Origin of the sequence: Rhizobium album (genome assembly GCF_003122325.1) — a bacterium.
In the GTDB taxonomy this organism is placed as follows: domain Bacteria; phylum Pseudomonadota; class Alphaproteobacteria; order Rhizobiales; family Rhizobiaceae; genus Metarhizobium; species Metarhizobium album.
The window spans coordinates 24,548-50,420 of record NZ_QFBC01000004.1; the positions used below are offsets into that span (position 1 = coordinate 24,548).

Here is a 25,873-nt window from a genome sequence, read left to right on the forward strand (position 1 = left end):
TGAAAGGCCCGGACCGACCGGGCGGATGATGATCGTTTATCCCTGCGCCTGTTGCGCCATGCGTCGGTTGCCGCCAGCGGCCCAGCGGCCGAGCAGGCGCCGCGCCATGCTGGCGGTCACGACGAGATGGGAGACGAAGCCCCCGTTCAGCGCCGAAACCAGCGGTTCGAATTTCGCATCCTCCTCGACCACCATCATCCGCTTGGGGATGGAGCGGATCGAAGACAGATCGGCGGAAATGCAGCGGCGATTGTGGGCGCACTCCATGCGCTGGCCATTGCGGTCGATGACCTGCCCGGCGATGACGCCGCCGGCGCCGGCCTCGGCAAGCGCCTGCATCTCTTCCTCCGTCAGGGCGCCGCAGCGCACCAGGTGGCTGTCGCTTTCGCAACCGCCGACGGAATAAAGCACCAGATTGCAATCGGAAATCGATGCCAGTTGCTCGCGGATGACGGGTTCGTTGCGCAGCGCGGTGGCAAGATCTTCCGAACTCAGCACCAGCGGCGCATAGATGTTGATGCCCTCGGCATTCAGCCGGCGGGCGATTTCCGTCGTGCACTGGTCCGGCCGATAATTGTAGGGGGCACCGAGATTGCCGCACAGTTGCACGACGGTGACGCCCTGCAGGTCGGCATTGGGCATGACATCGGCGATATGATAGACCGTGCGGCCCCAGGCGACGCCGATGCGATCGCCCTTGTTGATCAGTTCGAGGAAGACGGCGGCCGCGACCACCGGCATTTCCGACGCCGGATCCATGGCCTGCCGGTCCTCCGGGACGATCCAGACACCCTTGAGGCCGATGGCATCCTCCAGCTCCCGCGCCAAAACGTCCTCGGCGAAAAGCTGCGTCGATGTGGAGATGGTGACGACGCCGTTTTCACGGGCGCGGCGCAGGTACATGGCGACGGAGGCGCGGGAAATGTCCAGATGCCTGGCCACTTCGTCCTGTCTCAGACCATGCGTGTAATAAAGCCAGGCGGCTTTGTGCATGATCTGGTCGGCGGGCCGGATGGGCATGAAACGTCCTCAAGAAAAGTCTTTCGACATTATTCATGGGCGCTGACAAAAGTCAAACCACTCTGACGAAAGAAAAGCGGCCCATAGAAAAACCAGCCATGGCTTACGCACATGGCTGGCTGGCGGTGGAAGCGGTATCGCGGCGGCGATTGTGATCAGCGACGCGGAATGCGCGGCAGGAAGATGGTCAGAAGCCCCAGAAGCGGCAGGTAGGAGCACAGGCGGTAAACGAATTCGATGCCGTGCGTATCGGCAAAACCGCCGAGCGCCGCAGCGCCAAGGCCGCCGAAACCGAAGGCAAAACCGAAGAAGATACCGGCGATCATGCCGACGCGACCCGGCACCAGTTCCTGGGCGAAGACGACAATCGCGGAGAAAGCCGATGCGAAGATCAGGCCGATCAGCACGACGAGGATCATCGTCCATTGCAGGTTGGCGTAAGGCAGCAGCAACGCAAAGGGGATGACGCCGAGGATCGAGAACCAGATGACGAAGCGGGCGCCGAAACGATCGCCGATCGGCCCGCCGAGGAAGGTGCCGACGGCAGCCGAACCGAGGAACAGGAACAGCATCAGCTGCGCATCCCGAACCGAAAGCGCGAACTTGTCGATGACATAAAAGGTGAAATAGCTCGACAGGCTGGCCATGTAGACGTTCTTGGTCGCCGTCAGGAGGACGAGCAGCAGGAAAGCCAGCACTACCTTGTTCTGCGGCAGCGGCAAGGCGCGGCTCGGCGCACCCTTGCTGGCGGATGCCCGGCGATGAGCGGCGTACCAGTTGCCGACCCAGGTCAGGATGACCATGCCGAGCATGGCGATGGCCGAGAACCAGGCGACCGTATGCTGGCCGAGCGGCAGCACGATGAAGGCGGCGAGCAGCGGGCCGATGGCCGAGCCGGCATTGCCGCCGACCTGGAAAAGCGATTGCGCGAAGCCGTGACGGCCACCGGAGGCAAGGCGGGCGACACGCGAAGATTCCGGATGGAAGATCGCAGAGCCGAAGCCGATCAGACTGGAGGCGATCAGCAGCAGCGAGAAACTATCGGCGTAACCGAGCAGGAGCAGGCCGACCAGCGTGCTGCCCATGCCGACAGGCAGCGAAAACGGCATCGGCCAGCGGTCCGTCACCATGCCGACGACCGGCTGCAGCAGCGATGCCGTGACCTGGAAGGTCATCGTCAGGAGGCCGATCTGGATGAAGTCGAGATTGTAGTTTTCCTTGAAGATCGGGTAAAGCGACGCCAGCAACGACTGCATGATGTCGTTGAGCATGTGGCAGACGCTCACGGCCACCAGAATGGAAAACGTCGTCTTCTCGAACCGGGCCTCGGTGCCGGTAACAACCGCCATAATCTATTTCCTCCGTGATTCCGCTTATCGATGCGGACAGTCAACCACGGCTTTCTACCTGCCTTGCCTCTGGCCTGCTTTTGTGTTTTGGTCCAATTCTTTCGCGATTGGGCCAAAAGATGGAAAAGCTCACTGCCAAAACCCTGTCCGCGCTGAACGACGACCATTATCGCAATTTGGCATGGATGGAGCAGTCGGAAGCGGAAGTGCTGGTTCACAGCACCGAGATCCCCGGCGGTTACACCGTGCCGGTGCATCATCACCGGCGCACGCAGATCCTTTGCGTCTTCCGCGGCGTGGTGCTGGTGGCGACCGACAGCGGCCGGTGGATGATCCCGCCCGGCCACGCGCTGCTGATCCCGCGCGGGCTTGCGCACGCGGTGGAAATGCTGAGCGACGTCTCGATGCGGTCGCTCTATATCTCGCCGCGTGATGGCAAAGCCGTGCCCGGGGCGCCGAAGGTCCTGGAGGTCACCGATCTTGCCCGCAGCCTGCTTCTGGAAGCACTGAAACTGCGTGAGGCGCCGGCCGGCCACGGTAAGGCCAGGCTCGTCTATGCGCTGCTGCTGGAAGAAATGGAGAGCCTGCCGGAACGGCCGCTCGGCCTGCCCTTCCCGCTGCACGAACGGCTGGCGGATCTGTGCCGGCGTTATCTGCGCAATCCGGCGCCCGATGCGCGCATCGACGACTGGGCCGAGAGCCTGGCGATGAGCCGCCGAACCTTCACACGGCTGTTTCGCGAGGAGACGGGCCTGAGCTTCGTCACCTGGCGGCAGCAGGCCTGCGTCTTCGCAAGCCTGCCGAAGCTGGCGGAGGGCTGGCCGGTCACCCATGTGGCGCTGGAAGCGGGTTACGAGAGCGTGCCGGCCTTCACGACGATGTTCAAGCGTATGCTCGGAACATCGCCGCGCTCCTATTCGATGCAGCACTGAGGCGCTGCGTCAGTTTTTCGGCGCTTCGGCCTTCTTGCGGCGTTCGTCGTCCATCAACTCGTACCACATGGCGTTGAGCACGGCGAAGGCGGCGGCCAGCGGCAGGCCGAGGACCCAGGCAAAATACCACATCGTTCTTTCCTTTCTCAGTAAGCGTGGTCTCAGTAAGCGTGACCGCCCTTGTCGGTGACCGAAGCCTCATCCACCTTGCCCCAGAGCACCTTGTAGACCCAGCTGGTGTAGGCGACGATGATCGGCAGGAAGATGGCCGAGACCACCAGCATGATGAACAGCGTCATGTGGCTGGACGAGGCATCCCAGACGGTGAGGCTGGAGCGCGGATCGAGCGACGACGGCAGGATGAACGGAAACATCGAGACGCCGACCGTCGAGATGATGCCGAAGATCGACAGCTTGCTGAACAGAAGCGTCGAGACTTCACGACCGGCGCGCAGGCCGAAAAACGCGGCGAGCGCACCGAAGAAACCGAAGGCCGGCGCCACCCAGAGCCAGGGATGGGCGGCATAATTGGCGAACCAGGCGCCGCCTTCGGTCGTTACCGTCTTGAAGAGCGGGTTGGAGGGGCCGGTGGTGCTGATCTCGCTGGTGATGCGATATCCATCGACGCCGACCCAGAGGCAAAGACCGCCGAGGGCGAAAAGCACGATGGTGGCCAGTGCCGCTACGCTGCCGAACCGGCCGGCGCGTTCCGCCACCGGGCCGCTCGCCTTCAGCGCCAGCCAGGCAGAACCGTGCATGATCAGCATGGAGACCGACAGCAGGCCGCAGAGCAGCGCGAAGGGATTGAGCAGGCCGAAGAACGACCCCTCGTAGAATATCCGCATGTCATCGGCAAAGCGGAAGGGCACGCCCTGCAGCACGTTGCCGACGGCGACGCCGAAGATCAGCGACGGCACGAAACCGCCGACGAACAGCGCCCAGTCCCAATTGTTGCGCCAGCGGGCGCTGTCGCGCTTCGAGCGGTACTTGAAGCCGACCGGCCGCAGGATGAGCGCGAAGAGGATGGCAAACATCGCCAGGTAGAAGCCGGAGAAGGAGACCGCGTAGAGCGGCGGCCAGGCGGCGAAGATGGCGCCGCCGCCGAGGATCAGCCACACCTGGTTGCCTTCCCAGACCGGGCCGATGGTGTTGATGGCAACGCGCCGTTCGGTATCCGTCCGGGCGACGAAGGGCAGAAGCGTGCCGACGCCGAGGTCGAAGCCGTCGGTGACGGCAAAACCGATCAGCAGCACGCCGAGCAGCAGCCACCAGATGAGACGCAGGGTTTCATAGTCGATGAGTTCGTGCAGGATCATGGCTGGTCACTCCGCGGCCGGGACGATGGTTTCAGAGATGAGCCTTGCCTCCGGCTCGTGATCCGGTTCCGGGCCGTGCTTGATCGCCTTGATCATCAGCGTCATCTCGATGACGATCAGGACGGTGTAGAGCGCGGCGAAACCGACGATGGTGAACAGCACCGTGCCGGCGCCGAGGCTGGAGACGGCCATGGCCGTCGGCAGCACGCCTTCGATCACCCAGGGCTGGCGGCCGATCTCGGCGACGATCCAGCCGGCCTCGATGGCGATCCAGGGCAGCGGGATGGCGAAGACGGCAATGCGCAGAAGCAGCGGATAACGGTCGAGCTGACGCCTTGCCGAAAGCCAGAAGAAGGTGGCGGTGAGCAGGATGAAGAACATGCCGAGCCCGACCATGATGCGGAACGACCAGAACAGGGTCGGCACATGCGGAATCGTGTCCATCGCCGCCTGGCGGATCTGCTCGTCGCTCGCCTGGCGCGGATCGTCGACATACCGCTTCAGCAGCAGCGCGTAGCCGAGATCGTGGCCGAGATCCTCGAAGGAGGTGCGGATGTCGGCGGCAACCTCGGTGTTGGCGGGGGTAGCGCGGATCTTCGCCAGCGCATCATAGGCCTTGATGCCGTCGCGGATGCGCTCTTCCGCCTTCAGCTCGAGTTGGTCGATGCCGGGGATGACCGTCGTCAGCGAACGCGTGCCGATCAGGCCCATGGCCCAGGGGATATGCACGGCGAAATGGGTCTCGCGAGCCTGTTGATCCGGAAAGCCGATGGCGGTGAAGGCAGCCGGTGCGGCTTCCGTTTCCCACATCGCCTCGATGGCGGCGAGCTTCATCTTCTGGTTTTCGGTGGCGAGGTAGCCGCTTTCATCGCCCAGCACCACGACCGACAGCGCAGCCGCCAGGCCGAAAGAGGCGGAGACCGTCATCGAGCGCTTGGCAAGTTCGATATGCCGGCCCTTCAGCACGTACCAGGCCGAAACGCCGAGCACGAAGATGGAGGCACAGACGTAACCGGCCGAAACCGTATGAACGAACTTCGCCTGCGCCACCGGATTGAACACCACCTCGTAAAAACTGGTGATCTCCATGCGCATGGTCTGCGGGTTCAGCGCCGAACCGACCGGGTTCTGCATCCAGCCATTGGCGATGAGGATCCACAGCGCCGAAAAGTTCGAGCCCAGGGCAACGGCCCAGGTGGCGACGAGGTGGCCGACCTTGGAGAGCTTGTCCCATCCGAAGAAGAACAGGCCGACGAAGGTCGCTTCGAGGAAAAAGGCCATCAATCCTTCGATCGCCAGCGGCGCGCCAAAAATATCGCCGACATAGTAGCTGTAATAGCTCCAGTTCATGCCGAACTGGAATTCCATGACGATGCCGGTGGCGACGCCCAAAACAAAATTGATGCCGAACAGGGTGCCCCAGAACTTCGTCATCTGCCGCCAGATCTGGCGGCCGGTCATGACGTAGACGGTTTCCATGATCGCCAGAAGCACCGAGAGCCCGAGCGTCAGGGGGACGAACAAAAAGTGATAAAGCGCAGTCAGTGCGAATTGAAATCGCGATAAATCGACGATGTCGAGTTCCATAGTCTTTCTCCATGGCACCACGGGTTGCAAAGGGGGTCTCTACGCCAGATGGCGATGCGGGCAATTTTTCACGCTTAGAGCATTTCCAGCCGCAGCGGAATCGCTGTGACGTCGAACAATGCGGCAAAAACAACAGGATAGAGCATTTCCTGTGAACCAGTGGTCACAGGAAATGCTCTAATCCGGCCGCAGCCCCTGAAGCGCCATTTCGAACGCCGCCTCTCCACGGCGCGAAATTTCGATGATCCGTCCACGGTCGATATGGACGATACGGTCGGCGATGGCCGCCTCCCGCCGCAGGTGCGTGGCGATGACCACGGTCTTTTCCGCGGCGCGCGCCGCAAGCCGATCCAGCACGTCACAGGCCGTCGGCCCGTCCAGACCGTCGGTCGGCTCGTCCAGCAGCCAGAGTGGCGTGTCGCGCAGGAAAAGCCGCGCCAGGGCCAGCCGGCGCGATTGCCCGCCCGACAGGCCAAGGCCACCTTCTCCAAGCACGATATCGAGCCCGCCCAGTGCTGCGATGTCGTTCTTCAGGCCGGCATCGGCCAGAGCCTGCCAGAGCCTGCCATCATTGGCGTCGGGATCGGCGAGTTTCAGATTGTCGCGCAGCGTGTCCTCGAACAGTTCGGTGCGCTGCGTCATCAGCGTCGACGGCAGGCTGGCGACCGTTCCCTGCCGAACGGGGATCTCGCCGGCGGCGAGGCCAAGCAGCGTCGTCTTGCCGCTGCCGCTGGCGCCGATGACGGCAAGACATTCGCCGCGCTCGACGGCCAGCGAGAGTTCGCGGAAAACCGGATGCGGCGCACCAGCATGAGCCGCCGTCACGCCATCGAAGCGGAGCGCTTCACCGGCGGCCGGTTGTTGCGACAAAGGCACTTCCACATCGGCCGAGAGCCGCGGCGCGATCCGCCGGGCGGCCAGAAGGCTGCGGCCGAGTTCAAGCGCCCCACGGCGCAGGCCGGCAAAGGGTTCGACGGCGGCGAGCGTCAGAAGCACGCCGAAGGCGGCGACGGGAGCAGTGATCGCACCCGCCTCGGCGAGCGCTGCGACCGCCAGCAGGACGCCGCCGGTCAGACAGGCGCCGAGCATGCCGAGCGCCGCCAGCGTGCCGGTTTCGATCCGGTTCAGGCGATCCTCAGCCTTACCGAGGCGTTCGTCGGCATGGACGGCTGCCGCGCGTGCGGCGGCAAGCCGGCCGGTCATGACAAGATCGGTGCGCCCCGAGACCATGTCGATGGTCCGCGCGCGCAGGGCCTCCAGCGCGATCAGCCGCCGGCCGGCCGGGCGTAACGCCTTGCCCGCGGCGAGGAACAGGATGGCGTTTCCGCCGACCAGCAGCACCAGCCCGACGGCAAGGCCGAGCGGAACGCTGAGGAAAGCAAGGGCGATGCCGGCCGTCAATGCCGCGCAGAAAGCCACCAGTCCGGGGACCAGCACGCGCAGATAGAGGCTGTCGAGCGCATCGATATCCGCCGTCAGGCGGAAAAGCAGCCGGGCCGGCCGCTTGACGAGATCGCGTGCGGCACCCGGCGCCGACCAGCCGCGGAACAGCTTTTCCCGCAGGGTGGCCAGGATTTTCAACGTCGCGTCATGGGTGACGAGCCGTTCGCCGTAACGCCCGGCCGTGCGGGCGATGGCGAAGAAGCGGATGCCGGCGGATGGCGCGAAGACGTCGAAGGCGAGCGCCGAACCGGCCGAAAGGCCCGCCAGCGCCGTTGCCGTGACGAACCAGCCGGAGAGCCCGAGCAGGGCAAGCCCGGCCAGCATGGTGGCTGCCGCCAGCACGGCGCCGAGCAGGAGGCCGCGGCGCTGCACGCGCAGGAAAAGCGAAAGCACCGGATAAAGATCGGTAAGCCGAAGCATCAGACTGCCTCCTTCTGCAATGAGGAAAGATCGACGATCCTGTCCATGCGTGCCGCAAGCAGCGGATCATGGGTTGCGACGATCAGGGTGCGGCCCTGCGACAGCGCCATCAGGCCATCGACGATCCCGGCAGCCGTCTGGCGATCGAGGTGGGCGGTGGGTTCGTCGGCCAGCACGAGGCCGGCATCCTCGCCGGCGGCGGCGCGGGCGAGCGCCAGCCGCAACACCTCGCCACCGGAGAGGCCGACGCCGTTTTCGCCGAGCGGCGACGGGCCGTGATGGCGGGCGATCTCCTCGAAGGACACCGTCCGCATCGCCTTGTCGCGACAGACACCATCGACCCCGGGCCGGCCGAGCCCGATATTGGCCGCGACGCTGCCGGCAAAGATGTGCGGCTTCTGGCCGACGAAGGCGATGCCGCGGCGCAGACGATCCGCCGTCTTTGCCGTCAGCTCGGTGCCGCCGATGGAAATGCGGCCGCTATCGGCCGCCGCCAGGCCGGCGATCAGGGCGATCAGGGTCGACTTGCCGCAGCCGCTCGGGCCGAGCAGCGCTACCCGCTCGCCGGCGGCGACTGCCAGCGAGATGGCCTGCAGCGTCGGTTCGGTGCGGCCGGCATGGGTGAAGCTCACGGCCTCGACGCGAACCGAAGGGGCCGGACAGCGGGTTGCTGCAAGCGTCGCCGCGGCATCGCCTCCACCCAGGAGCACGCTGCCCTTGACGGCGAGTTCATCGAGCGCTTTCAGCGCCGCTTCGCCGGCAGCGCGATCGTGCCAGACGGCGGCGAGTTCGCGCAACGGCTCGAAGAAGGCGGGGGCAAGCAGGAGGATGAACAGGCCTTCAGCCAGCGACAACTGCCCGCCCCATGCGCCGATATCGAGATGCCCGAGCAGATGGAAACCGACATAAACGGCCATCAGCGCCACGCCGAGGGCGGCGAACAATTCCAGCACGGCCGACGACAGGAAGGCGATGCGCAACACCGCCATGGTGCGCCGGCGCAGCGAATCCGCCTCCTCGGCCAGCCGGATGGCGGTGCGGTCGACGGCGCCGAGCGCCCGGATGGTGGCAAGCCCGCGCAGGCGGTCGAGAAGGAAGGCATTCAGGCTGCCGGTCCTGACCAGTTGTTTTTCGCTGGCCGCCTGGGCGCGCCAGCCGATCAGCGCCATGAAGATCGGAATCAGCGGGCCGGAGATGAACAAGACGAGCGCCGCCATCCACGAGAACGGCAGCACGGCCGCGACGATGACCAGCGGCACGACGGTGGATTTCAGTCGCGCCGGCTGGAACCGCGACAGATAGGGCACGATCATGTCCGCCTGCTCGGCGACGACGCTGGCGGCAAGGCCGGAGGCCGGCGCCGACCTGTCGAGCGGCGAACGGGCGGCGAGGCTTTGCAGCGCATCGGCACGCTTCCTCGACAGGATGGCCCGCGCATCCAGAAAGGCCAGCCGTGCAGCAAAAGCGTCGAGCAGGACCTTGAGACAGCCGACGACGACGACAACCGCCACTGGCAGGAAGGCGTCCTGGAGACTGCCGTTTTCGGCGATGCCGCCGATCGCATAACTGATCGCCGCCGCCTGGGGCAACCAGAGCAACGCCGCAACCACCTGCAGCCAGGCCGGCCGCCGGGACTGCGGACCCGCCCTGTGCCTCGCCTTCCGCGACGGCTTGCCGCTGGAAGGGGCAAGCGCATCTCGCACCTGCGGCCGGACCTTGCCGGCGACATCGTCGAGATCGGCAGACAATCTGGCGCTGTGATCCATGGTAGTCATTCCTTTTCCGACGTACGGCGTACGCGCCCCAGCGACACGATCTTATCCTTGGTATCCAGAAGTTTCGTGACCTTGGCGCCGAGCGACAGCAGCATGGCAAGACGCCTGGTCTCCAGTTGCTTGACGTCGTCGTACCAGGTGGTCAGCTGCTCGATGAGCACATGCATCTCGCCCATGCGCTGCTGCGCATGGCGCTCGGCCTCGCTGGCCGGTTTCTGCATCAGGATTTCGCGCAGCACGGAGAGCGTCGGATCGACTTCGCGTTTCTTGCGCTCTTCGGCCAGCGTCCGCAGGATCTGCCAGACATCGTCGGGCGTAGTGTAGAAATCACGCCGGTCGCCCGGCCGGTGACGCAACAGCACCAGATTCCAGGCCTGCAGTTCCTTGAGGCTCATCGAAACATTGGAGCGGGAGATGTCGAGCGCATCGGTGATCTCTTCGGCGCAGAGCGGCTCGGGAGAGACGTAAAGCAGCGCATAGATCTGGCCGACGGTGCGGTTGATGCCCCATCGGCTGCCCATTTCGCCGAAATGCAACACGAAAGCCTGGACGAGAGGGGGAAGATCCATAAATTTCGTTCCATCTGAATTTTCAGAAATTTCTGAAATTCTTGTATTCCACGAACCCGAACTTTGCAATTTGCATTTTCCGCTGCGTCAAAGTGTGCCGGTCCTGCCTTCGCCGCATCCGTTGGACCGCAATGGGCTCTAGGATAAAATATGCAGCAGGCATAAAGCGCTACATCGAAGGTCCATGGCGCACGGTGCTTCGGTATCGCCCGGTTTCGCCACGCATCTGTGCATCGACATGGGGCCGCCGGCCTTGATGCATGTCAAGTCCGGAACCTTTGTGATGTTGCGCGCCGCCTCTGGCAAATTCGATGATACGCCTATATGACTTTGCCGGGCGGACGTCCCGTTCACAGGGGTAATTGCGTTTGATGCAAAACATCGTCGCCGGGCGTTTCAACGCCTTTCCAGGAGTTTTGGCCCGGCTTTGCGGCGCCGTTCTAGTCGTTGGCACCGTCCTGATGCTTTCGGGCTGCGGCGGCCGGCCGATCGGGGTCATGCAGCCGACCGGCCAGCAACTGCCGGGCACCACCGCTGTCGACCTTCTCGTCGCCACGACGCGTGCCCCTTCCGAAGACAGGGCGATCCTGTTTACCGGTGAACGGGGCACCGGCCTGCGCGTCGATGCGGTAAAGGTTTCCATTCCGCCGGAGGCCAACCGCAAGGTCGGCCAGGTGCAGTGGCCGGAAAAGCTGCCGGGCGATCCGCTGCGCGACTTCACCACCGTTTCGGTCGAGCCGATCGAAAGCGCTGCCGAAAGCTCCGCCTGGGTGCATCGCCACCTGCCGGCCAATCGCCGTGTCATGGTGTTCGTCCACGGTTTCAACAACCGTTACGAGGATGCGGTCTACCGGTTCGCGCAGATCGTCCACGATTCGCATGCCGAGGTGACGCCGGTCGTCTTCACCTGGCCGTCGCGCGCCAGCATCTTCGACTACAATTACGACAAGGAAAGCACCAACTATTCCCGCGATGCGCTGGAAGAGCTGCTGCAGCGGCTGGCCAACGACAAGTCCGTCGGCGAGGTCACCGTCATGGCGCATTCGATGGGCACCTGGCTGGCCGTCGAGGCGCTGCGCCAGTTGGCGATCCGCGACGGGCGCGTGCCGGCCAAGATCAGCAACGTCATCCTGGCCTCGCCCGACCTCGACGTCGATGTCTTCGGCCAGCAGATGGCGAGCCTCGGCAAGCAGGGTCCACATTTCACCCTGTTCGTTTCGCAGGACGACCGGGCGCTGATCGTCTCACGGCGCATCTCCGGCAATGTCGACCGGCTCGGCCAGATCGATCCGTCGCAGGAACCCTATCGTTCGGCGCTGGAACAGGCGGGCATCACCGTCATCGACCTGACCAAGCTCAAGACCGGCGACAGCCTCAACCACGGCAAATTCGCCGAAAGCCCCGAGGTGGTGCAGCTGATCGGCCAGCGCCTCGTCGCCGGCCAGACGATCACCGACAGCGAAGTCGGCCTCGGCGAGGCCGTCGGCTCGGTGGCGCTCGGTGCGGCGCAGACGGTCGGCAATGCCGCCAGCGTTGCCGTCAGCACGCCGATCGCCGTCTTCGACCCGCGCACCCGCCGCAATTACGGCCGGCAGGTGGAACGGCTCGGCAGTTCCGTCGGCAATACGTTGACATCGGTCGATACGGTCGGTCAGGCGGTGGATATCGGGCAATCGTCCGGTGTGCGCAGCGTGGCGATCGGCGGCGACTGCGCCGCGATCAGAGATAGGCGAAGAGCGGGCTGCAATAGCCGGTAACGGTCCCTTCGGCGACCAGCGGCGGGCCGAGGCGGCCATCCCGAGGCGCAACGACGGGCCGCAGCAGCGCGCCGACCTGCAGGTAGGCGACGATATCGCCCTTGCGCACCGGGCGCGGCGCGGCAGCGGCCGGCATATCGTCGAGCGGATGGTGCGAGCGGAAGAGGCCGGCATGCGGCGCCTGTATCGTCGTCAGGGAAGACCGCGCCACCGCTGCAGGGGACGGCAAGGCATCAGACCGGCCCGCCGGCAGCGATATCCTGCCCGTGGCATCCTCGTACACCACTTCGGCTATGCCGTAGCGGCGCATCAGCGCCCGCAACGCCTCGATATCGCCGCCGCTCATGACGGCGCTCCCCAGCCACCCTGCAGCAGCCGTTCCAGGTGATGGATATCGAAGCCACCGGCGACGAAACCCGGCTCGTCGAGCATGCGCAGATGCAGCGGGATCGTGGTGCGGATGCCCTCAATGGTGGTTTCCCGCAGCGCCCGGCACATGCGGGCGATGGCCTCCTTGCGCGTCGCGCCATGGGCGATGATCTTCGCCACCAGCGAGTCGTAATGCGGCGGCACGCGGTAGCCGGAATAGAGGTGGCTGTCGACGCGGATGCCGGGACCGCCCGGTGCCACGAACTGCGAGACAAGCCCCGGCGACGGCGTGAAGCGGAAGGCATCCTCGGCATTGATCCGGCATTCGATGGCATGGCCGGAAAAAACCACATCCTCCTGCGCCAGCGACAGGCGCTCGCCTATGGCGATGCGTAGCTGCTCACGAACGATGTCGATACCGGTGACCATCTCGGTCACCGGATGCTCCACCTGCACGCGGGTGTTCATCTCGATGAAATAGAAGGCGCCGTTTTCATACAGGAACTCGAAGGTGCCGGCGCCGCGATAGCCGATGGCGATACAGGCCTCGGCGCAGCGGCTGCCGATGGCATCGATGACGTTGCGATCGATGCCGGGGGCCGGGCTTTCCTCGATGAGTTTCTGATGGCGGCGCTGCGCGGAGCAGTCGCGTTCGCCGAGATGGATGGCGTTGCCGTGCCCGTCGGCCAGCACCTGGATTTCGACATGGCGCGGGAATTCCAGGAATTTTTCGATGTAGATGTCGCGGTTGCCGAAGGCGCGGCCGGCCTCTTCACGCGTCATGGCGGCGGCTTCCACCAGGGTCACTTCGGATCGGACGATGCGCATGCCGCGCCCGCCGCCGCCGCCGGCCGCCTTGATGATCAGCGGATAACCGATGCCGGCGGCAACGGCGCGGATGGCGTTCGCATCCTCCGGCAGGGCGCTGTCGGGGCCGGGAACGCAGGGCACGCCGGCGGCGATCATCGCCCGCTTGGCGGCCACCTTGTCGCCCATGGTGCGGATCGCCGCGGAAGGCGGGCCGATGAAGACGAGGCCGGCCGCCTCGACCATCTCCGCAAAACCGGCATTTTCGGAGAGGAAGCCATAACCCGGATGGATGGCGTCGGCGCCGGTGAGCCGGGCGGCGAGCAGGATCTCCCGGCCGTCAAGATAACTTTTTGCCGCCGGCGGCGGGCCGATGCAGAGAGACTGGTCGGCCAGGGCCACATGCCGCAGGTCGGCATCCGCCTCGGAAAACACGGCGACGCTTTCCAGCCCCATGTCGCGGCAGGCGCGCTGGATGCGCAGGGCGATTTCGCCGCGATTGGCGATCAGCACGCGGCGGATCACGGCTCAGGCCTCTTTTTCGATGAGGAACAACGGCGTGCCGGCTTCCACCGACGTACCGTCCGCCACAAGGATCGCGGTGATGCGGCCGGCGCAATCGGCCTCGACCGGATTGAAGGTCTTCATCGCTTCGAGTAGGCCGAGCGTCTGGCCATCCTCGACCCGGTCGCCCTCCTCGACGAAGACGGCGGCATCGGGTGCCGATGCCCGGTAGAAGGTGCCGATCAGGCCGGCGACCACCTTGTGTTCACGACCGGCATGTTCATGCGGCAGCGCCAGCACTTCGGCAATCTGCGCCTCGGCCGACATTTCCGGCGTTTCGGCACGGTCGCCGGCAGGCCCGCTACCACGGACCGATTTCGCAAGACGAATACGGACACCGTCCTGCGTGACGTCGAGTTCTTCGAGCGCGGAGTTTTCCAGCAGGCGCATCAGCTTTTCGATGAGAATGAGATCCATGCTTGGCACCCGGCTCAGATGAAATTGCGGACGACGATGCCGGCGGCTTCCAGCCCGTCGCGCACCGTGCGGGCGATGGCGACGGCCGAGGGCGTGTCGCTGTGGACGCAGATGCTTTCGATCGACGTCTCGATGCGCTTGCCGGTGATGGTCTCGATGGCGCCGTCCCTGACCATGCGGGCCGTGCGGGCCGCCGCTTCCGCCGCATCATGGATGACGGCGCCGGCGATGCTGCGGTGAACGAGATACCCTTCGTCGGTATAGGCGCGGTCGGCAAAGATCTCCGAGCGCACGGAAAGCCCCATGTCGCGCGCCTGTCGCTCCTGGTGGCCGAGCGCGATGGTCAGGCAGATGAGGTTCGGATCGACCGCCTTGATGGCATTGTTGACGGCGCGGGCGACGGTTTCGTCCTGCTGCGTCAGGTTGCCGAGCGCGCCATGCGCCTTGACATGGGTGATCGGATGGCCGGCATAGGCGGAAAGCGCCTGCGCCGCGCCGATCTGGTAGGCGACCAGCCGCTCGATCTCGCCGGCGGAAAACGGAATGTTGCGACGGCCGAAGCCCCAGAGGTCCGGAAAGCCCGGATGGGCGCCGACGGCAACGCCACGCTCCTTGGCGAGCGCAAACGTCGCCGCCATGATTTCCGGGTCGCCGCCATGCAGACCGCAGGCGATATTCGCCGAAGAGACGATGGAGAGCATCGCCGCGTCATCGCCCATCTTGTAGGCGCCGAAGCCTTCGGCCATGTCGGAATTCAGATCGACGCAGAGCGCCATGGTGTTTCCATCCCTGTTCTTTTCTCGGGCATGATCCTAAAACCAACCGCAGGGCTCTGACAACGTCGGGCCGGCCGATAAAATCGATAGGCAAGTTTCGTGAACTGATATATCAGAGAAACAACGAGGCACATGTGAGGCAGGAAGCGCCGGTGCAGGCAGGTCGCAACACACCGAGATTGAGCATGGAGGGCGCCGGCGCCATCCTTCTCGATTGCGCCGGCCAGACCTTCGACGACGATGCGCAAGCCCTGATCTGGGCCGTGGCGGCCGAGTTGCGCGCCCACGCCGGCGTGCTGGAAACCGTGCCCGGCATGAACAACCTGATGATCGTCTTCGATCCGCTGCGCCTGGCACCCGAGGCACTGGAGCAGGCCATCCTGCATTGCTGGCGAACGGTGGTTGCCGATACCGTCAGCGGCAGGACCATCGACGTGCCGGTGACCTATGGCGGGGCGAAAGGCGAGGATCTCGCCGCCTTCGCCGCCGCCAAGGGCATGAGCGTCGCGGCACTGGTCGCCGCGCATGTGGCGCCGCTCTATTCCGTCGCCGCCGTCGGCGCCATGCCCGGTTTCGTCTACCTCTCCGGCCTCGATCCACGGCTGGCGATGCCGCGCCGGGCCAATCCGCGCATGAAGGTGGAGGAAGGTTCGGTCATCATCGGCGGCGCGCAGGCGGGCATCATGCCGCTCACCGCGCCCTCGGGCTGGCACATTCTCGGCCATACGGATTTTTCGCTCTTCGATCCGATGAAGGACCAGCCCGCCGCCTTCCGGCCGGGCGACCGCATCCGCTTCACCGTCAGGGAGATCATTGCATGATCGAGATCCTGTCGACGGGCGCGGCAAATTCGGTGCAGGATCTCGGCCGTTTCGGCTATCTCGACGCCGGCGTCGGTCGTTCCGGCGCCATGGACGGGCTGGCGCTGGAAATCGGCAACCGCATGCTCGGCAATGTGCCCGAAGCCGCCGGCATCGAAGTAACGCTTTTCCCCTTCCGCCTGAGGTTCGACAGCGCGACGGCGTTTGCCGTGACGGGGGCTGATTGCCTGGTACGGCTCAACGACCGCCCGCTGCCGCCATGGTGGGCGATGCGGGCGGAGGCCGGCGACGTGCTGCAGCTTGGCCTGCCGAAATCCGGGGCGCGGGCCATGATCTGCATCGGCGGCGGCATCGACGTGCCGCCGGTCCTCGGATCGCGGGCGACCGACCTGAAAAGCGGCTGGGGCGGCTTCGAGGGGCGTGGATTGAAACGCGGCGACCGGCTGGCGCTCGGACCATCGGCAGCCAGCGGCCTGGCCGATTTGCCCGCCGGCTTCGGCATCGATCCGACGGAGATCCGCGGGCCTGCCGCGGAAACCGGCCAGGCGGGCGAGACAACGGTCCGCGTTCTGCCGAGCGCGGAATTTGCCGATTTTACCGACGCGGCGCGCGACGCCCTCTTCGCCAGCGCCTGGCAGCTGACCAACGATGCCAATCGCCAGGGTTTTCGCCTGCAGGGACCGCATCTGGCGCTGTCGAAAAAGCTCGAACTGTTTTCCCACGGCATCATGCCGGGCACCGTGCAGGTGCCGCCCTCCGGCCAGCCGATCATCCAGCTTGCCGAGGCCAATACCTGCGGCGGCTACCCGAAGATCGCCAATATCGTTGAAGCCGATCTCTGGCGGCTGGCGCAGGTGCCGGTCGGCCGGGCGATCCGCTTCGTCGAGATCGATCGCCCGGCCGCAATCGCGGCCCTGCGGCGCCAGAGAGCGATGATCGACGATATCGCAGCCCTTGCGGCGCTTGCCCGCAAGGATGTCAAACACCCGGAAAAGAGCGGAACCGCCGAATGAGCCCCGAACAGAACACTTCCGTCATCGTCGTCGGCGCCGGCATTATCGGCGCGTCGATCGCCTTTGCGCTGCAGAGCCGCGGGCGGCAAGTGACGCTTATCGACAAGGGCGAACCGGGGCGCGGCACCTCCTTCGGCAACATGGCGAGCATCGCGCTCGATTTCGCCGCCGGTTCGGGGCCGACGACATGGAAACGCATCCCGCGCTGGCTGCTCGATCCGGAAGGTCCGGTCTGGCTGCGCGCCTCCTACGCGCCGAAGATGATCCCCTGGTTCCTGCGCTTCCTCGCCGCCGGCCGGCCCTCGCGTCTGCGCGACATCGAGGATGCCGGCATGAGCCTTTCCGCCCATGCGCTGGCCGACATGCGGACCATGTTGCAGGCGATCGGCGCGCCGGAGCTGATCACCGACGAGGGTTGCCTGGCGATCTACGAGACGGAAGCGGAATTTGCGGCCGACCGCGGCCATCTGGAGCTGCTGCGCCGCTACAGGCTGGACCACGAGGTGCTGAGCGGCAGCGCCATCCGCGACCACGAGCCGACGCTTTCGCCGGGCATCGCCAAGGCGCTGCTTCTGCCGCACAACAAATCGATCCGCAATCCTTACCAGCTGGTGGTGAAAATCGCCGAGGCTGCCCAGGCGCTTGGGGCACAATTCCGCTCCGGCGCGGTGCGCACCGTCGAGAAGAAGCCGGGCGGCGGCGTTGTCGTCGTGCTCGAAAATGGCGAGCGGCTGGAGGCCGGTGCGGCCGTGCTTGCCGCCGGCGTGCACACGCGCTTCCTGGCGGATGCGCTGGGTGAGCCAATCCCGCTCGAAACCGAGCGCGGCTATCATACGCAGATCATGAAACCCGGCATCGCCATGCGTTACGCGATCATCTGGCCGCACCGCGCCTTCATGGTGACGCCGACGGCGGGCGGCATCCGCGTCGGCGGCAATGTCGAGCTGGCCGGCCTCGACGCCGCCCCGGACTATCGCCGCGCCCGGGTGCTGGTGCGCCATGCGCAGCGGGCGCTGCCGGGGCTGAAGGCGGAGGAAACGAGCGAGTGGATGGGTCATCGCCCGGCTTTGCCCGATACGATCCCGATCATCTCCGCCTCGTCGAAACTGCCCGGCGTCTGGTACGCCACCGGCCACGGCCATCTCGGCCTGACCTATTCCGCGACGACGGCGCGGCTGGTCGCCGACATGGTGACCGGCGCGAAGACCAATGTCGACATGGCGCCCTTCCGCATCGATCGTTACTGAGCCGATCGGCGAGCAAGAACATGAATGGCGGCCCGGTGCCGCGCCTGAACGGGAGTTTGAGCAATGAGATGGAAACGGACGATCCAGCTGCTGGATGTGCATGCCGAGGGTGAAATCGGCCGTGTGGCGATCGGCGGCGTTCCGAAAATTCCCGGCGATACCGTCGCCGAACAGCTGCACTGGCTGAACACCGATCCGAAGGGCGACGAACTGCGGCGCTTCCTCGTGCTCGAACCACGCGGCGCACCAATCGGCTCCGTCAACCTGCTCCTGCCGCCGAAACATCCCGATGCCGATGCGGCTTTCATCATCCTGCAGCCGGACCAGGCGCATGCGAGCTCCGGCTCCAACTCCATCTGCGTCACCACGGCACTCCTGGAGGCGGGCATCGTCGAGATGCAGGAGCCGGAGACGGTCGTGACGCTGGAGACGGCGGCCGGCCTGGTGAAGGCGATCGCCACCTGCCGCGACGGCCGTTGCGAAAAGGTCAGGCTGACCATGGTGCCCTCCTTCGTGCACGAACTGGACGTGGCGCTCGACACGCCGGAATGGGGCCGGATCAGCCTCGACCTGTGTTATGGCGGCATCTTTTACGCGCTGGTGGACGTCGGCCAGGTGGGGCTGACCATCGAGAAGGCCAATGCGGCAGCCCTGGTCCAGGCCGGCATGGCGCTCAAGGAGCGCATCAACCGCACCATTTCCGTGGTGCATCCGGAAATCCCGGCGATATCAGGCGTCGCCTACGTGATGTTCCGCGATATCGATCCGGATGGCGCGGTGCGCACCTGCACCACCATGTGGCCCGGCCGCGTCGACCGCTCGCCCTGCGGCACCGGAAGTTCCGCCAATCTCGCCACGATGCATGCGCGCGGCAAGGTCAAGGTCGGCGACATCCTGACATCGCGTTCGACCATCGGCTCGGAGTTCGAGGTGGGCCTCGCCGCCGAAACGACGGTGGCCGGCAAGCCAGCGATCATCCCGACCATCACCGGCCGCGGTTTCACCTTCGGCCTGTCGCAGGTGGCGCTCGATCCGTTCGATCCGATGGCGGCGGGTTTTGCCCTGACCGACGTCTGGGGACCATCTGCAGGTGAAATCGGCGACGCAACGAAATAAACCCGGCACCTCGCCCGTCATACGTTCGAAGAGTTTCAGCCGGACCGCCTCGCCCGACAGGGCGGGGACGGCCGGCACCAGCGAACGAGAGATCTGTTGTGACGAACGATATCCTGCTTTTCCCCTCGCGGAAGCACTCCATCAGCTTTCGTGTCTCCTCGATCTTTTCCAGCCTGTCGGAGGAGGAAGACCGGGCCTGGTCGCAACGCTGTCATGTCCGCTGCCTTCGCGCCGGCGAAACCCTTGTGGACCATGCCGACGAATCGACCGACCTTTTCCTGCTGCAGAGCGGCGAAGTTCGCGCCGTGCTGCGCTTCGGCGTCGGCAAGGAAGCGATTGTCGGCGTCTTCCGCCGGCATGAGGTGATGGGCGAACTTTCCGCCATCGACGAAATGCCGCGCGCCGCCAGCCTGACGGCGGTCAACGATTCCGTCGTGACCGTCATCCCATCGGCGGTCTTCCACGAGATTATCGCCCTCAAGCCGCAGGTGAACAAGGCCGTGCTGCAGCTTCTTTCGCTGCGCATGCGGCAACTCAACGACCGTGTTTCTGAACTGTCCTTCCTCGACACCAAGCACCGGCTCTACAATACGCTGCTGCGGCTTTCCCGCATCCGCATGGACGGCGGCGGCGAACGGGTGATCTCCCCGCCGATCGTGCATTCGGAGCTGGCCGAACATATCGGCTCCAGCCGCGAGACGGTGTCGCGCGAAATGGCCCGCCTGATGCGCGAAGCCCTCGTCGAGCGCACCAGCCGGGCGATCATCCTCAAGGACCCGGGTGAGCTCTCGAGCCGGATCTCGCGGGCATTGCAGAACTGACGGCTCAGAATATCCCGAGAGAAGCCGTATCGAACTTCAATGCCTCCAGCTTGGTCCGGAATGCCGGAAGATGCTGCTGGAATTTCGGATTTGGCTGGTAGGAGCCGTTGGGCTTGAATTTCCCGGCCGAGCCATAGACCTGCTGGTTGGCGCCCATATTGCCGCTCAGATCCACGGCTGCCATATCAAGAAGTTCGTCAAAAATATCGGGGTGGATGCCGGTCGCGTCACGGCCGAGCTTGCCGCCGATGAAATTGATCAGGCCGCCCCTTTTGATCTTGTCGACACTGGTGCGTCCGACGCTGTCCACCTGATCGATGACGGACTTGCCAAAAGCTTTGCGGTCGAAAGCAGCTCCCTTGATATTGAGCCCACCGGCGACGAAGGTATTCACCGCAACGCCAAAATCCTTTTCTTCGAGATAGGCTTCTTTCAGAAAGATCGCCTGCCGCTTCTTGCCGGTCTTGCGGAACTCGTTGACCAGCAGAAAGAAGGTTGCTTCCCCCGTGCAATAGATCAGGGTGGAAAAATTGAAGAAGGCGCGACGCCGCGCCGTCGTGGTGGTGTAACCAAGTATTTCGTTGATCGCCAATGTTTCTTTCATGTTCCCTGCAGACCTCTCGAAACGTCCAGAAAGCTCAAACCCGGCTTGACGGTCGCACCGACTCGCGGACGCACGGTTTCCTGCCGCGAGCGCGTCGCAGCCTGGAGAATTTTGCGAAATCCGCAGTGTCCGACCATCGCGTGAATGGTGTGGCATTGTTCCTGCAATGCTTTGATCTTGCAATCAATCTTGCGTAGTAGTCGCACTTTTGAGACGTCTAATTTTGGGGCAATATCCGATGTCGCCGACGCCGCATCGGACGGAAGCAGGCGCTTCCGGGGATCACGCATCACGCAAAAGCAATCGCGGCAGAGGCAAATCCTCCGCCGCGATTGCTTTTGCGTGAGAACAACGGGTGATCAGATGCCCGTGTCGTCCTTCGAGATCGAACCCACGGCTTCCGGGTCGATGGCGGGCATATCGGCGCCGCTGCTGGCCTGCATCTGTTGCTGCTGTTCCTTCAGGGCCGCGATCATCGCACCGATCGTTTCGAATTTCTGGGCGGCGTACTGGTCGCCCTTTTCGGCAGCGCTGCGATAGAGGTCGGCGGCGGCCATCAGGTTCGACTGCGTGCCTTCGCCGCCCTCGTACATCAAGGCGAGATTGACCATGGCGTCCACCTGGCCCTTGGCGACGGCGATCTTGTACCATTCGATCGCACGGGCATTGTCTTCCGGCACCAGGTTGCCTTCGTCGTAGATCACGCCGAGATTATAGGCAGCCGGGCCATAGTCCTTGGCGGAAGCATCCTCGAACCAGCGGATGGCCTGCGCGGCATCGACCTGCGTGCCGATGCCGTCGCGATAGAGGACCGCAAGATTGTAGGCACCCAGCGCATTGCCATCGTTTGCGGCCTGGTTGAACAGCGCAAATTCCTGGTCTGCGTCACCCATGCGGCCGTAGAGGAAACCGAGATGCACCTTGGCGATGGTATAATTGTCTTCCGCCGCTGCGGCATAGGCCTTCATCGCATCGGCGACGTCACCACGATTGTCGAGGGCACGGCCGAGTTGGAACGAAAAGCGGGGACTGCCGGTTTCGGAGAAAGCAACGCGGCAAGCGTTCACGGCATCTTCGCCACTCTTCAGCGCCGCTTCCTCGACGGGCTTGAAGGCGATGTTGCGGTTGATGTCGTAGCGGCTGCCGGCAAGGCGATCGCAATCGTCCTGGCTGGCGGATGGGGCTGCATGCGCCATGCTGACGGAGGCGGCCAACGCCGCCACCATCACCGCGCCGACACCAGCGGCGCGCGAGAAGCAAGCCTTCGAATGCGATGCGAAATGGGCGAAACCGGCGGACATTGCTTTTCTCCGTTATGTTGATGTGTCCGGATTTAACAACGTATCAACCTGCGAAGTTGTTCCCTGAGGGACAGCCGCCGGCTCGAAAATGTTTTAGAACATCCTAAGATGCCGGGCAGTTCGAGCTTGCACTCGGGTGCGACCGAAGTATCGTGGCGCAAAACAAGCGGCGGGGGTTAGAATGACGATGAAATATGCACAGCGTACAGTGACACTCCTCACGCGTCGCACGTTGATGGTGGGCGCAGGCGCCATGGCGCTCCTGCCTGCCTGGACGCCGGCCCATGCTTCGGCAATCGGCGAGACCGTCAAGGTCAGCGGCGAGGTGACGAGGCGCCAGCAGAAGGCGGAGGACCGCCTTGCGGCCGGCGCGCCACTGATGGACAACGACCTCGTGGTCACCGCAGCCGAGAGCTTTGCCGACCTGAAGCTCGGCAGCGATACCCGTGTGCTGCTCGGCGGCGACACGGAGCTTCTGATCGACAGCTTCATCGCCGGACAGGGCGGCACGCTGGAACTCGGCGCCGGCGCCATGATGTTCGATCGTCCTGAGGGTCTTGCCAAGATCGATGTCAGCGTGCGCACCACTTTCGGCATGATCGGCGTGCGCGGCACGAAGTTTTTCGCCGGGCCGAGCCGCGGCCGTTTCGCGGTTTTCGTCGAACACGGCAAGGTCGCCGTCACCAATGGCGGCACGACCCGCGAAGTGGGCAAGGGACAGGGTGTGGAAATCGCTTCCGTGGATGCGCGGCCGAGCGAACCCGTCGATTGGGGCAAGCAGCGCATCCGCGAGGCCTATGCGCTGGTCGGCGCGCGCTGATCAGGCTTCTGTGGCCGGCAGCCGTTTCGGCGGCTCGGGGCTGAACAGTTCCATCTCGCCGAAGCCGCGGATTTCGTGTGTGCCGAGACTGACCAGTTTGCTCGACGCCTGCCCGGCCGCCTGCGGCCCGATGCAAATCTGCGTGCCCAGGAACTTGTTGGCGTCCTGCAGCCGGGCCGCGAGGTTGATCGCCTCGCCATGGGCGGTGTAATCCAGCTTGCCGCCATGCCCGACCTCGCCCAGCACGGCGATACCGGTCTCGATGCCGAAGCGCGTCCGGCCGAAATCATGGTCGCGAAAGCGCGGCCGCGTGCGCATCTCCTCCGTCAGCCGACGCATCTCTGCGGCGCAGCGGATCGCCTGGTTGACGTGGTCGTCGAGATCTTCCGGTGCATTGAAAAGCGCATGGACGGCATCGCCGACGATCTTGTCGACCATGCCGCCATGATCGGCGACCAGCGCATTGACCTCGGAATAATAGGTATCGAGCATGGCGACGAGGTCGTGCGGCCCGACACGCTTCGTCAGGGCGGTAAATCCCTCGATATCCGTGAACAGCGCCGTCACCGGGCGCTCCTCGCCGGCGACACGCGCCAGATCGGGATTGTCGAGATAACGATCAACCACCGAGCGCGGCAGGTATTGGCCGAACCGCCGGCGCGCCAGCGCCTCGACACGGCGGATATGAGCAAACTGCGCAACGCTGGTGACGACCAGCACGAAAGCGAGCGCCAGCGTCAGCCGGAAACCGTCGGCCAGAATGGCTGTCGTGATGTAGAGCGCAAACGTTCCCCCGAGCACGGCGACGATGGCGGCGGCCCCGGCGGCAGCGGCCGTCACCGGGCGCAGGCGGATCGCCACCAGCGTGACGACAAGGCCGCAGATCAACGCCGCCAGCGCTTCGAACGGCACGTAGCTGTCGTCACGCTTGGGAATGAAGCCGGTCATCAGAGCGTTGACGATGTCGGCATGGATCTGCAGCGACGGTTCGAGCGGCATCGAGGCGCTGGCGCGGAGGCCGCCGAGGCTCGGCAGGCTGGAGCCGATCAGCACCACCTTGCCGGCAAGCCGCTCCGCCGGCACCTTTCCGCCGATGATGTCGCCGGCGGATATCGTCCGGCCGGAAATCGTCGCTTCCTGTCCGGCGACGAAACGCAGGCTGCCGTCGTCGCTGAAATCGATGATCGTGTCGTCGAGTTTCAGCCGCGGCGGATCGCCGCCGAGGATCGGCGTGCGCACATGCCGGGCCAGGCGGAAGATTTCGAGCGCCAGCGCCGGATAGGCGTCGTTGCCGATGATCGAGAAGGCCTGCACCTGGCGCACCTTGGAATCCTCGTCGCCGACGAGAAAATTGGCGGCGGTGGACCGGGCCGCCTCGGCAAGCACCGGGCAGGAGCTTTCCGCCCCGTCGATGAACCAGAGGTCGGGAACCGCCAATGGCCGGCTGATGGCCAGCGGCGGTCGGGGGCGCGGCATATCCCTGGCGATGTCGGCGATCAGGAAACCCAGCACCACCGGTGCCTGCCGCATCGCCGCCGCCAGCACCTGGTTCGTGGCATTGACCGGATCGCAATCGCCGCTGAAGACAAGATCGAAACCGATCGCCGCCGGCTTGGCCTCGGCAAGCGTGCGCACCAGCGCCGCCGTTTCGCTGCGGTTCCAGTCGGCGTTCGGCGCGGCCTGATAAGCGGCGCGGTCGATATCGACGGCAACGATGTCGGGCGAGACATGCTGCGGCGCCAGTTGCGTGAGGGTGTCGAAGAAAAGCTCGCGCTGGGCCTCCATCATTTCCTGGGGAACGGCAAACACCGCAAAGGCCGCCAGCAGGCTTGCCGCGATGCCGAAATGCAGGGGTCTGAGGCGAAAGGGACTTATCGCCATGGCGTGGCTGCGAAACTATGCCTCATCAGGTTCGGCAACCCGAATGAGCCGGTCGACATGGCAGGAGATGATGCCGTCCTTGCGGGAGATCGCGCCTGCCTCCTCCAGCGAAACGATCGCCCGGTTCATCTTCGGCCGGCTGCAACCGACGATGGCGGCGATTTCCGTCTGGCTGAGCTCCATCTGCAGGTTGGCGCGATCGGGCAGTTCCATGCCGTGGATCTGCTTCAGCGTTGCGAGGAAAAAGCGGGCGACGCGGGAATCGAGATCGTAGAGCGCCATGGTTTCCAGCCGCTCGGTGGTTTCGCGGATGCGGGCGCAGAGGAAGCGGATGACCGTCTCGGCCGTTTCGGACCTTTCGGTGATGATCGGCAGCAGGTCGCGCTTGGCGAGCACATAACCTTCCGTCGCGGTGACGGCCGTGGCATCGGCGGATCGCGGCTCGCCGTCGAGGATCGCCATTTCGCCGAGAATCGTGCCGGGTTCCATGTGGCGGATCGCCAGTTCCTTGCCCTGCGGCGTGATCAGCGACAGTTTCACCCGGCCGTTGAAGATGGCGATCATGTAATTGCCTTCGTCGCCGCGCTGGAAGATCACCGTTCCCGGCGACCATTTGCGATAGGTGGCGATGGCCGCGATTTCGGCGATCGTTTCCTTGTCGAACTCTTCGAAAATCGGGAAGGAACGCCAGAAGGCGGGACTCTTGTTCACTTCACTCATGGGACTCTTTCCGCCTGTTGCCGCGTTCGCAAGGACTGGATATGCGGAAAGAAGTTTTTGCCCAGTCGCTCGCATGTTGCAACAGAAAACATGCTTATCCCAGTCCGGGCATCGACTTGGGGGCGTCTTCCGCTCAGCTGCAGACGCGCACACGGGTTTTTGCAGCACCTGCGGCCGTTTCCCGCCTGTCGAGCGTGCGGGTCTCGCAGGCGGTCGGCGCGTGGAAGCTGGCATCGGCATCGACGCGGATCTCGCTGCCGGCATGACCGAACAGCGCCTGGAGGAAGCGCCCGGGGCTATCCGGCGCGGTCAATGCCAGCGCGGCGGCGGTAATCATGGCAGCAGTCAGCAGCAGGCGCATGAAGCCGTTTCCTTCGATCGGTGGCCAAAGGGCGTATTTTGCCCTGGCTCCTCTCTGTCAGATTCGA

At 64.7% G+C, this 25,873-nt stretch carries 25 protein-coding genes; 8 read left to right on the plus strand and 17 right to left on the minus strand.

Annotated elements, in window-relative coordinates; translation table 11 throughout:
• Positions 1-36: 36 nt before the first annotated feature.
• Positions 37-1,020: a sugar-binding transcriptional regulator gene (locus tag DEM27_RS10760; protein WP_109458243.1), complete on the minus strand. Its 984-nt coding sequence runs from the start codon at positions 1,018-1,020 to the stop codon at positions 37-39.
• A gap of 155 nt (positions 1,021-1,175) precedes the next feature.
• Positions 1,176-2,369 (minus strand): MFS transporter, encoded by a 1,194-nt coding sequence (locus tag DEM27_RS10765; RefSeq protein ID WP_109458244.1) that lies wholly within the window; start codon positions 2,367-2,369, stop codon positions 1,176-1,178.
• 119 nt (positions 2,370-2,488) lie between these two features.
• On the opposite strand from DEM27_RS10765, the gene DEM27_RS10770 reads away from it, so the two are divergent.
• Entirely contained in the window at positions 2,489-3,301 is an 813-nt protein-coding gene (locus DEM27_RS10770) for an AraC family transcriptional regulator (protein WP_109458245.1), read from the plus strand.
• Between the two features lie 9 nt (positions 3,302-3,310).
• On the opposite strand, the gene cydX is transcribed toward DEM27_RS10770, so the two are convergent.
• The 6 genes from cydX to DEM27_RS10800 all read right to left on the minus strand — a co-directional run bounded on the left by cydX (position 3,311) and on the right by DEM27_RS10800 (position 10,411).
• Positions 3,311-3,433 carry a cytochrome bd-I oxidase subunit CydX gene (gene cydX, locus DEM27_RS10775; RefSeq protein ID WP_109458246.1) on the minus strand — a complete coding sequence of 41 codons (123 nt, stop codon included), beginning with the start codon at positions 3,431-3,433 and terminating at the stop codon, positions 3,311-3,313.
• 29 nt (positions 3,434-3,462) lie between these two features.
• Positions 3,463-4,617, minus strand: coding sequence for a cytochrome d ubiquinol oxidase subunit II (cydB, locus tag DEM27_RS10780; RefSeq protein ID WP_109458247.1), 1,155 nt, complete (start codon positions 4,615-4,617; stop codon positions 3,463-3,465).
• A 6-nt stretch (positions 4,618-4,623) separates the two neighbouring features.
• A complete protein-coding gene (locus tag DEM27_RS10785) occupies positions 4,624-6,204 on the minus strand; it encodes a cytochrome ubiquinol oxidase subunit I (protein ID WP_109458248.1) in 1,581 nt (526 codons plus the stop codon).
• Positions 6,205-6,381: 177 nt separating this feature from the next.
• Complete coding sequence (locus DEM27_RS10790) at positions 6,382-8,067, minus strand: amino acid ABC transporter ATP-binding/permease protein (protein ID WP_109458249.1); 1,686 nt, start codon at positions 8,065-8,067, stop codon at positions 6,382-6,384.
• Positions 8,067-9,833 carry a thiol reductant ABC exporter subunit CydD gene (cydD, locus tag DEM27_RS10795; RefSeq protein ID WP_109458250.1) on the minus strand — a complete coding sequence of 589 codons (1,767 nt, stop codon included), beginning with the start codon at positions 9,831-9,833 and terminating at the stop codon, positions 8,067-8,069. Before cydD ends, DEM27_RS10790 begins: the two co-directional genes overlap by 1 nt.
• Before the next feature lie 5 nt (positions 9,834-9,838).
• Positions 9,839-10,411: a GbsR/MarR family transcriptional regulator gene (locus DEM27_RS10800; RefSeq protein ID WP_109458251.1), complete on the minus strand. Its 573-nt coding sequence runs from the start codon at positions 10,409-10,411 to the stop codon at positions 9,839-9,841.
• 461 nt (positions 10,412-10,872) lie between these two features.
• On the opposite strand from DEM27_RS10800, the gene DEM27_RS10805 reads away from it, so the two are divergent.
• Positions 10,873-12,168 carry an alpha/beta hydrolase gene (locus DEM27_RS10805; RefSeq protein WP_245445813.1) on the plus strand — a complete coding sequence of 432 codons (1,296 nt, stop codon included), beginning with the start codon at positions 10,873-10,875 and terminating at the stop codon, positions 12,166-12,168.
• On the opposite strand, the gene DEM27_RS10810 is transcribed toward DEM27_RS10805, so the two are convergent.
• From DEM27_RS10810 to DEM27_RS10825, 4 genes are read right to left on the minus strand one after another with little or no spacing between them, the layout of a single operon-like run.
• Positions 12,131-12,514 carry a hypothetical protein gene (locus DEM27_RS10810; protein WP_109458253.1) on the minus strand — a complete coding sequence of 128 codons (384 nt, stop codon included), beginning with the start codon at positions 12,512-12,514 and terminating at the stop codon, positions 12,131-12,133. The genes DEM27_RS10805 and DEM27_RS10810 overlap by 38 nt on opposite strands.
• Complete coding sequence (accC, locus tag DEM27_RS10815; protein WP_109458254.1) at positions 12,511-13,869, minus strand: acetyl-CoA carboxylase biotin carboxylase subunit; 1,359 nt, start codon at positions 13,867-13,869, stop codon at positions 12,511-12,513. The genes DEM27_RS10810 and accC overlap by 4 nt, the downstream gene beginning before the upstream one ends.
• Positions 13,870-13,872: 3 nt before the next feature.
• On the minus strand, positions 13,873-14,325 hold the full coding sequence (locus DEM27_RS10820; RefSeq protein ID WP_109458255.1) for an acetyl-CoA carboxylase: 453 nt from the start codon (positions 14,323-14,325) through the stop codon (positions 13,873-13,875).
• A gap of 14 nt (positions 14,326-14,339) precedes the next feature.
• Positions 14,340-15,101, minus strand: a complete 762-nt coding sequence (locus DEM27_RS10825) for a LamB/YcsF family protein (protein WP_109458256.1) — start codon at positions 15,099-15,101, stop codon at positions 14,340-14,342.
• 152 nt (positions 15,102-15,253) lie between these two features.
• On the opposite strand from DEM27_RS10825, the gene pxpB reads away from it, so the two are divergent.
• The 5 genes from pxpB to DEM27_RS10850 all read left to right on the plus strand — a co-directional run bounded on the left by pxpB (position 15,254) and on the right by DEM27_RS10850 (position 20,119).
• Positions 15,254-15,922 carry a 5-oxoprolinase subunit PxpB gene (pxpB, locus tag DEM27_RS10830; protein ID WP_245445785.1) on the plus strand — a complete coding sequence of 223 codons (669 nt, stop codon included), beginning with the start codon at positions 15,254-15,256 and terminating at the stop codon, positions 15,920-15,922.
• Positions 15,919-16,935, plus strand: a complete 1,017-nt coding sequence (locus tag DEM27_RS10835) for a 5-oxoprolinase subunit C family protein (protein ID WP_109458258.1) — start codon at positions 15,919-15,921, stop codon at positions 16,933-16,935. Before pxpB ends, DEM27_RS10835 begins: the two co-directional genes overlap by 4 nt.
• Positions 16,932-18,182 (plus strand): NAD(P)/FAD-dependent oxidoreductase, encoded by a 1,251-nt coding sequence (locus DEM27_RS10840; RefSeq protein WP_109458259.1) that lies wholly within the window; start codon positions 16,932-16,934, stop codon positions 18,180-18,182. The genes DEM27_RS10835 and DEM27_RS10840 overlap by 4 nt, the downstream gene beginning before the upstream one ends.
• Before the next feature lie 63 nt (positions 18,183-18,245).
• Entirely contained in the window at positions 18,246-19,298 is a 1,053-nt protein-coding gene (locus DEM27_RS10845) for a 4-hydroxyproline epimerase (protein ID WP_109458260.1), read from the plus strand.
• Positions 19,299-19,396: 98 nt separating this feature from the next.
• A complete protein-coding gene (locus DEM27_RS10850) occupies positions 19,397-20,119 on the plus strand; it encodes a Crp/Fnr family transcriptional regulator (protein ID WP_109458261.1) in 723 nt (240 codons plus the stop codon).
• A 4-nt stretch (positions 20,120-20,123) separates the two neighbouring features.
• Here the strand turns inward: DEM27_RS10850 and DEM27_RS10855 are convergent, their stop codons facing one another.
• Together DEM27_RS10855 and DEM27_RS10860 are read right to left on the minus strand one after the other, a co-directional pair.
• Positions 20,124-20,879, minus strand: a complete 756-nt coding sequence (locus DEM27_RS10855) for a hypothetical protein (RefSeq protein WP_128755491.1) — start codon at positions 20,877-20,879, stop codon at positions 20,124-20,126.
• Positions 20,880-21,082: 203 nt separating this feature from the next.
• Positions 21,083-22,024: a tetratricopeptide repeat protein gene (locus DEM27_RS10860; protein WP_109458263.1), complete on the minus strand. Its 942-nt coding sequence runs from the start codon at positions 22,022-22,024 to the stop codon at positions 21,083-21,085.
• A gap of 181 nt (positions 22,025-22,205) precedes the next feature.
• On the opposite strand from DEM27_RS10860, the gene DEM27_RS10865 reads away from it, so the two are divergent.
• Positions 22,206-22,844: a FecR family protein gene (locus DEM27_RS10865; protein ID WP_245445787.1), complete on the plus strand. Its 639-nt coding sequence runs from the start codon at positions 22,206-22,208 to the stop codon at positions 22,842-22,844.
• On the opposite strand, the gene DEM27_RS10870 is transcribed toward DEM27_RS10865, so the two are convergent.
• The 3 genes from DEM27_RS10870 to DEM27_RS10880 form a co-directional block, all read right to left on the minus strand.
• Complete coding sequence (locus tag DEM27_RS10870) at positions 22,845-24,725, minus strand: CHASE2 domain-containing protein (RefSeq protein WP_109458264.1); 1,881 nt, start codon at positions 24,723-24,725, stop codon at positions 22,845-22,847.
• 15 nt (positions 24,726-24,740) lie between these two features.
• Positions 24,741-25,445 carry a Crp/Fnr family transcriptional regulator gene (locus DEM27_RS10875; protein ID WP_109458265.1) on the minus strand — a complete coding sequence of 235 codons (705 nt, stop codon included), beginning with the start codon at positions 25,443-25,445 and terminating at the stop codon, positions 24,741-24,743.
• A gap of 133 nt (positions 25,446-25,578) precedes the next feature.
• Entirely contained in the window at positions 25,579-25,806 is a 228-nt protein-coding gene (locus tag DEM27_RS10880) for a hypothetical protein (RefSeq protein ID WP_109458266.1), read from the minus strand.
• Positions 25,807-25,873 lie beyond the last annotated feature (67 nt).

Coding starts and splice junctions, on each gene's coding strand:
- cydX (WP_109458246.1), bottom strand. CDS start 3,433: ATGTGGTATTTTGCCTGGGTCCTCGGCCTGCCGCTGGCCGCCGCCTTC.
- DEM27_RS10855 (WP_128755491.1), bottom strand. CDS start 20,879: ATGCCACACCATTCACGCGATGGTCGGACACTGCGGATTTCGCAAAAT.
- DEM27_RS10785 (WP_109458248.1), bottom strand. CDS start 6,204: ATGGAACTCGACATCGTCGATTTATCGCGATTTCAATTCGCACTGACT.
- DEM27_RS10790 (WP_109458249.1), bottom strand. CDS start 8,067: ATGCTTCGGCTTACCGATCTTTATCCGGTGCTTTCGCTTTTCCTGCGC.
- DEM27_RS10810 (WP_109458253.1), bottom strand. CDS start 12,514: ATGAGCGGCGGCGATATCGAGGCGTTGCGGGCGCTGATGCGCCGCTAC.
- DEM27_RS10760 (WP_109458243.1), bottom strand. CDS start 1,020: ATGCCCATCCGGCCCGCCGACCAGATCATGCACAAAGCCGCCTGGCTT.
- cydD (WP_109458250.1), bottom strand. CDS start 9,833: ATGGATCACAGCGCCAGATTGTCTGCCGATCTCGACGATGTCGCCGGC.
- DEM27_RS10875 (WP_109458265.1), bottom strand. CDS start 25,445: ATGAGTGAAGTGAACAAGAGTCCCGCCTTCTGGCGTTCCTTCCCGATT.
- DEM27_RS10825 (WP_109458256.1), bottom strand. CDS start 15,101: ATGGCGCTCTGCGTCGATCTGAATTCCGACATGGCCGAAGGCTTCGGC.
- DEM27_RS10835 (WP_109458258.1), top strand. CDS start 15,919: ATGATCGAGATCCTGTCGACGGGCGCGGCAAATTCGGTGCAGGATCTC.
- DEM27_RS10805 (WP_245445813.1), top strand. CDS start 10,873: ATGCTTTCGGGCTGCGGCGGCCGGCCGATCGGGGTCATGCAGCCGACC.
- DEM27_RS10845 (WP_109458260.1), top strand. CDS start 18,246: ATGAGATGGAAACGGACGATCCAGCTGCTGGATGTGCATGCCGAGGGT.
- cydB (WP_109458247.1), bottom strand. CDS start 4,617: ATGATCCTGCACGAACTCATCGACTATGAAACCCTGCGTCTCATCTGG.
- DEM27_RS10820 (WP_109458255.1), bottom strand. CDS start 14,325: ATGGATCTCATTCTCATCGAAAAGCTGATGCGCCTGCTGGAAAACTCC.
- DEM27_RS10770 (WP_109458245.1), top strand. CDS start 2,489: ATGGAAAAGCTCACTGCCAAAACCCTGTCCGCGCTGAACGACGACCAT.
- DEM27_RS10880 (WP_109458266.1), bottom strand. CDS start 25,806: ATGCGCCTGCTGCTGACTGCTGCCATGATTACCGCCGCCGCGCTGGCA.
- DEM27_RS10860 (WP_109458263.1), bottom strand. CDS start 22,024: ATGTCCGCCGGTTTCGCCCATTTCGCATCGCATTCGAAGGCTTGCTTC.
- DEM27_RS10870 (WP_109458264.1), bottom strand. CDS start 24,725: ATGGCGATAAGTCCCTTTCGCCTCAGACCCCTGCATTTCGGCATCGCG.
- DEM27_RS10800 (WP_109458251.1), bottom strand. CDS start 10,411: ATGGATCTTCCCCCTCTCGTCCAGGCTTTCGTGTTGCATTTCGGCGAA.
- DEM27_RS10840 (WP_109458259.1), top strand. CDS start 16,932: ATGAGCCCCGAACAGAACACTTCCGTCATCGTCGTCGGCGCCGGCATT.
- DEM27_RS10765 (WP_109458244.1), bottom strand. CDS start 2,369: ATGGCGGTTGTTACCGGCACCGAGGCCCGGTTCGAGAAGACGACGTTT.
- DEM27_RS10865 (WP_245445787.1), top strand. CDS start 22,206: ATGACGATGAAATATGCACAGCGTACAGTGACACTCCTCACGCGTCGC.